Raw genomic sequence first — 5,035 nt, 5'->3', positions numbered from 1 at the left:
GACAGCATGCGAACACGCCTTCAGAAGAGAACGGCCAGTAAGCAACCAGGAGGTGCATCGGCGGATTCAGGCGAATATGTGTAGTATCAACAGAATGGGAGGTTTTCCGATGAAACGATGGTGTGTTGTGGCATTTCTCGTTGTGCTGGTGGCGATCAGTTCTGCTGCAATGGCTTCCGAGCCGAAGACAATCCCGAATTGGAATACGCTCAGGCAAGATATGGAACTGTTCAAAGGCGCATTCGAAAAAGTAGCAGACATGTCTGTCTTGAACACCTACCTACCTGGTTACGGTGTTGTATTCATGGGTAGATGCAGTTTCGCGAAGATTGAGGATGTTCAGCGTCAGGTAGAACGCATTCTCACCTTCATCACGCCCACAATCGCATCTCTGCCAGACGGCGAAAAAGTCGCAGTGGCGGTTTACAGCTCTGGCTTTCCAGCTTGGGAGCTGATGTACGTGACCGCAGCTGGCACCAGCGGCGATTCAGCAACTTGGGAAGTGTACATCAACAAGGCAGATAAGTAGTCCGTACTGCAGTCTGCTCAGGGGGCAGACTCAATTATCTAGCTTCCCCGCCGCATTGCGTTTCTATTCGTCCGCGTACAGATGAGCAGTGGTGAGGTGAATAGCATATGGCGAATACGTTGCTGATCCTGGGCTTGCTCGGAGGGGCGCTCAGCCTTATCGGCATCGTAGCGGGGCGGGTTCCTTTCCTGAAGATGCGTGGCAGAGGGAGAGCGGCGTTGCTGCTCATCGGATCTCTTGCGCTGCTCTTTGTCGGGGCCTCGCTGCTGGAAGATACGGATCTTAAGCCTAGTGCCGGAAGATCCGTTGAGGACATTGTGGCTTCAGCACAAAGCATTGAGTATGATGAGCTTCTGAGGCACCCCGAGAAGTACAAGGGAACCGCGGTTCGTTTCCGCGGGGGCATTCTGCAGAAGATCGGCGACAACGAGTTCAGGGTGGGTACGAAGTATCTCTCTTCCCTAGGTACCTATTCGTCCGACGATGTCTTATATGCCACACTTCATGGCGAAGCTAAAGGGACGCCTATCCTCGAAGATGATGTGGTGGAGTTCGTGGGCGAAGCCGTTGGAACCGTCACGTACAAAGCGGTCCTCGGGAACAAGATTACGATACCGCATATACGCGTCTATCAGGTGGCAGAGGTGCGAAAAGGCGCGAACCGCTATTGATCGGCGGGTGGCTGCCGTGCCAAATCCCTCGGTATTCTCTGATGCAGGGCAAGTGGTTTTGAGCTGCGGCGATGGCAGGATCGCAGAAGGCTCGTGGAGCCCGATGGATAGGCGGGCAGGCACAAGGACATTGGCCATCGGGCGAAAGCGGTTCCTGGAGGCGTCTAGAGGGCCGCTTTTTATGCGCCTGAATGCCGATCACTGTCCCATTTCCTCTATTAGGCCGGGAAGGAGCGATGGCGCAGCAGAGCCAGAGATTCAGAAGGGACAAGCGCCGGGTACGAGAAGTACAATAGTACGATGGCCTTGATTGGCTCTGCGCCGGCGCTTACTAGAGAGGGAGTGAATGTAGGATGGACGCAAGAAGGATGAGGGCGCTTTTCGCCCTACTGCTCGCGGCGTTAGTCATCTTTGGAGCGGGCGCGTTGGGCAGCGCCGAGCCCGAGAACTCCGTCCTGCTCACGCTCTCGGTGATAGACGTCGGGCAGCGAGACTCGATACTCATTTCCACATCCGACGGCCATGCCATGCTAGTCGACGGAGGACCGGCTGACGCCTCCGGAAAAGTCCTTGAAGCGATCAGGAAGGCCGGCGTCGAAAGGCTCGATGTTCTCGTAAGCACGCATCCGCACGCCGACCACATAGGCGGCCTTGGCGGCGTGCTCGACGCGATCCCGGTGGGCAGGGTCATCGACTCCGGCAAGGTCCATACCTCCAAGACATATGAGGGGTATCTGGAGAAGATCCTGGCGAAAGACATACCCTTTGCGCTTGGACGAACCGGATCGTCGTTCGCCCTGGGCCCTGCGACCATCAAGATCCTATGGCCTAACGAGAAGCTCTCGGACAACCTTAATGATTGTTCTGTGGTCGTGCGCGTGATTTATGGCAAGTTCTCCGCGCTGCTGGCGGGAGACATTGAGGCGGGCGCAGAGCAGACGCTGGTTTCTAGGAAGCTCTTGTCCCCGGCGGTGGTTCTCAAGGCGGCACACCACGGGAGCGACACCTCTTCGGCCGCGGCGTTCCTTAACCTCAGCATTCCCCGATACCGGCGACCAATTCCCCGATACCGGCGACTATACAATGATGAATACAGGGGTTTAGCTGGGGAAACGCTGAACCTCAAAAACGTACTAGTATACTAGTAAAACTCCTGCGCGCCTCTGGGCTTACGCCCAGGCGCGCGTGTTATTCTTTATCCAGCTCAAGCTATGTTTGAAAGGGTAAAAACCTCTACAAAATAGCGATAACCACAAAAAGAGCGCCAGAGGCAATTTCGGGCTTCAAATGCAGCTTTAGCAGGGATTATACAGTCAGTTTCAAGCAAGCCAAAAATATGACAAGACTGTTCTTTTTGTCATAACGAACGGGGGCGAGGAAATGGCGGAACGAACCTTCTCGCCGATCGCGGCGAACATAAATACTGCTTTAGAAGCGGGCCTTTTGGCCGCGTTGAACGCTGAGACATGGGCAGAGGCTCAAATATCAGGGCTTAAGGCCGAAATGTTCGCAGATAAAGAATGCCAGGCGCTATTTAGAGATATGGCGGCTGCGGCCACAGAGCGCCAGCCATTTCCACAGGTGAAAGGTGACCCTGTGGAGGATGTCGGGGAGGCTGCGCGGCAGGTGGTGGAACTTTACCGGCGGCGGCTCGCGGCTGTTGCATTGGACCTCCTGATGAATGGACTTTCTAAGAACCAGGACATAACGGAGGTTATAAGCCGGGCAGAAGCGGCTCTCGCGGTGGCGCGGCTCGCGGCAGGTGATCGCGTGGGCGAGGCAAAGAGCTTCGTGGATCTCTGGCCGGAGGTAATGTCTAATGTTCAGGAGATAGCCGAGGCTCGCGCCGAAGGGCGACCTCTCGGACTTCAGACAGGCATTCCGAAACTGGATGAGCTAACCGGCGGGCTGCAAACAGGCCTCCACGTTCTTGCGGCGGAACCCGGCGCAGGTAAAACAACTCTGTGCCTGCAATGGGCGCGGGAGGCGGCGGCTCGTGGAATACCTGCGCTGTTTCTGACCTTCGACGAAACCCCTGAACGGCTGGCCCTTAAGGCATTGTGTGCAGCGGCAGAGCTGGAACAGAAGGACTTCGCTGAAGGCCGTGGTGACCTTGCAGCGCTGGAGCAGGCGCGGCGCGAATGGGGCGAAAGGTTATCGGCTCTATACTTCATAGAAGGTGCGGCCACCATGACTGTTTCGCAACTAAGGGCCAGGACGATGCAGGCAATTGAACGGCATGAAGCTTCAAGCGCCTTCGTTGTGGTGGACTACGTGCAGCGATGGGCCGGCGGGCGCTACCAGGGCGGCGGAGAGTTTCGGCATGATATAGGCAAGCTGACAGGTGAACTTCGGGACGAACTCGCAAACCCGCTGAGAATACCTGTCCTGGCCGTGAGCAGTCAGAACCGCGCCGGCCAGAACACGGCGCAATTCCTCAGCCTGGCGGAATCTAGCTCGCTAGAATACACAGGCGATACTGTCATGTTTCTAGTGGAGGATAAGAAGGGCACGGCGATATATCCCAATCGCGCGGTGAAACTGGTGGTCAGGAAGAACAGATTCGGCGACATGGGAGAAGTGCCTTTGATCTTCGCTCCACATCGTGGGCAGATGCGGGAGGAGTATCTACGTGTATGACGTGGACGAAATAAACAGGCGCATGGAAGGGCGATGGCCGGAAGTGTTTGAACCGCGCCTTGAGAAAGTGAAGAGGCGTGGGGACGAATGGCAAGCATGTTGCCCATTCCATAACGATCGGAACCCCTCTTTCAGCTTCAACGTGAAGAGCGGGCTATGGAACTGTCATGCGGGCTGCGGCGGTGGGAACGGGTTTCAATTTCTACAACGCGCCGATAACCTCAGCTTTTCGGAGGCCGTGCGCGTGGTGGCGGCGATCGTGGGCATGGATGAACCGGCAGGCCGCGAAGAGCGCCTGCCAACGATTCCAGCAGTTACTCTCCCACAGCCCAAACCCGAACCTGTCGCCAAACCTGAACTCGCCGAACGGCTCCAGGAGTATCAGGCGGCGCTTGACGGCTCGCCGGGGGAGGAATACCTGAAGCGCCGGGGTATATCTCTCGCTCTGGCTCAGTCGGTGGGCGTGGGGTATGCGGCTCCTGGGCAATGGTGCGGGCGCAGGGAATGCAGGCAATGCGGGCGCGTGGTGTTCCCTCACACTAACCCGGCGGGCGAGGTGGTGAACCTCTATAGCCGGGGTGTGGGGAAGGTGCCGCAAAACCTGAAGCACGATCACCTCCCAGGGCCGAAGGGGATTTTCAACGGACCGGCGCTTCTGGCCGAGAAGTGCTACATCACCGAAGGGGCCTTTGATGCGATTAGCTTCATGGCGGCGGGCTATTCCAACGCGGCGGCTGTCTTCGGGGTGGATGGAATGCGGTGGGAATGGCTGCGGGCGCGGCAGGTGGTGCTGTGTCTGGACGCTGACGCGACAGGGCAAGAGTCATGGCAAAAGCTCGCTCTGGAAGGCTATACGCGAGGCCTTGAAGTATCGTTCGCGGATGAGGCGACATATGGCGGCTGCAAGGATGCAAACGAGGCCTGGGTGAAACATGGCCAGCTGGATCTTGAGCCAGGCGCGGAACCGGCTGTGCGGATCACTGCTCGCGGGGAAGGCTGGAAAATGTTCTACTCCAGAACCCTGGAGGAATATGTGGTGCTCGCAGATGATGAAGCGGCTGCGGCTCTCGCACCAGCGGGGTATGTCACATACACCGTTGAAGAACTCCAGGCATTAGGTGGCGGCTCGCTGGATGCTGAGGGCTTGCAAGAACTCCACGAAGCAAAGAGACTTTTGGGCGCGCGGGTTGGCTCT

The 5,035-nt window shown here is 57.3% G+C and carries 5 protein-coding genes; all 5 read left to right on the top strand.

The annotated features are described in order from the left end of the window. On the top strand, positions 1 to 529 hold a 529-nt coding region (locus tag ACE4YL_RS05210; protein ID WP_461369333.1), incomplete at its 5' end, for a hypothetical protein. A 107-nt stretch (positions 530 to 636) separates the two neighbouring features. After that, positions 637 to 1,200, top strand: coding sequence for a hypothetical protein (locus tag ACE4YL_RS05205; protein WP_461369332.1), 564 nt, complete (start codon positions 637 to 639; stop codon positions 1,198 to 1,200). A gap of 353 nt (positions 1,201 to 1,553) precedes the next feature. Continuing rightward, positions 1,554 to 2,345: a ComEC/Rec2 family competence protein gene (locus ACE4YL_RS05200; protein WP_461369331.1), complete on the top strand. Its 792-nt coding sequence runs from the start codon at positions 1,554 to 1,556 to the stop codon at positions 2,343 to 2,345. Between the two features lie 235 nt (positions 2,346 to 2,580). Next, positions 2,581 to 3,840, top strand: coding sequence for a DnaB-like helicase C-terminal domain-containing protein (locus tag ACE4YL_RS05195; RefSeq protein WP_461369330.1), 1,260 nt, complete (start codon positions 2,581 to 2,583; stop codon positions 3,838 to 3,840). Next, a partial coding sequence (locus tag ACE4YL_RS05190; RefSeq protein WP_461369329.1) for a CHC2 zinc finger domain-containing protein occupies positions 3,833 to 5,035 on the top strand: 1,203 nt, incomplete at its 3' end. The genes ACE4YL_RS05195 and ACE4YL_RS05190, both read left to right, overlap by 8 nt.

It is taken from the genome of Candidatus Darwinibacter acetoxidans, from assembly GCF_041936445.1.
Classification (GTDB): domain Bacteria; phylum Bacillota; class Limnochordia; order Darwinibacteriales; family Darwinibacteriaceae; genus DTU010.
Note: the sequence above shows the minus strand (reverse complement) of the source record. Positions and strands in the feature narration are given on the sequence as shown.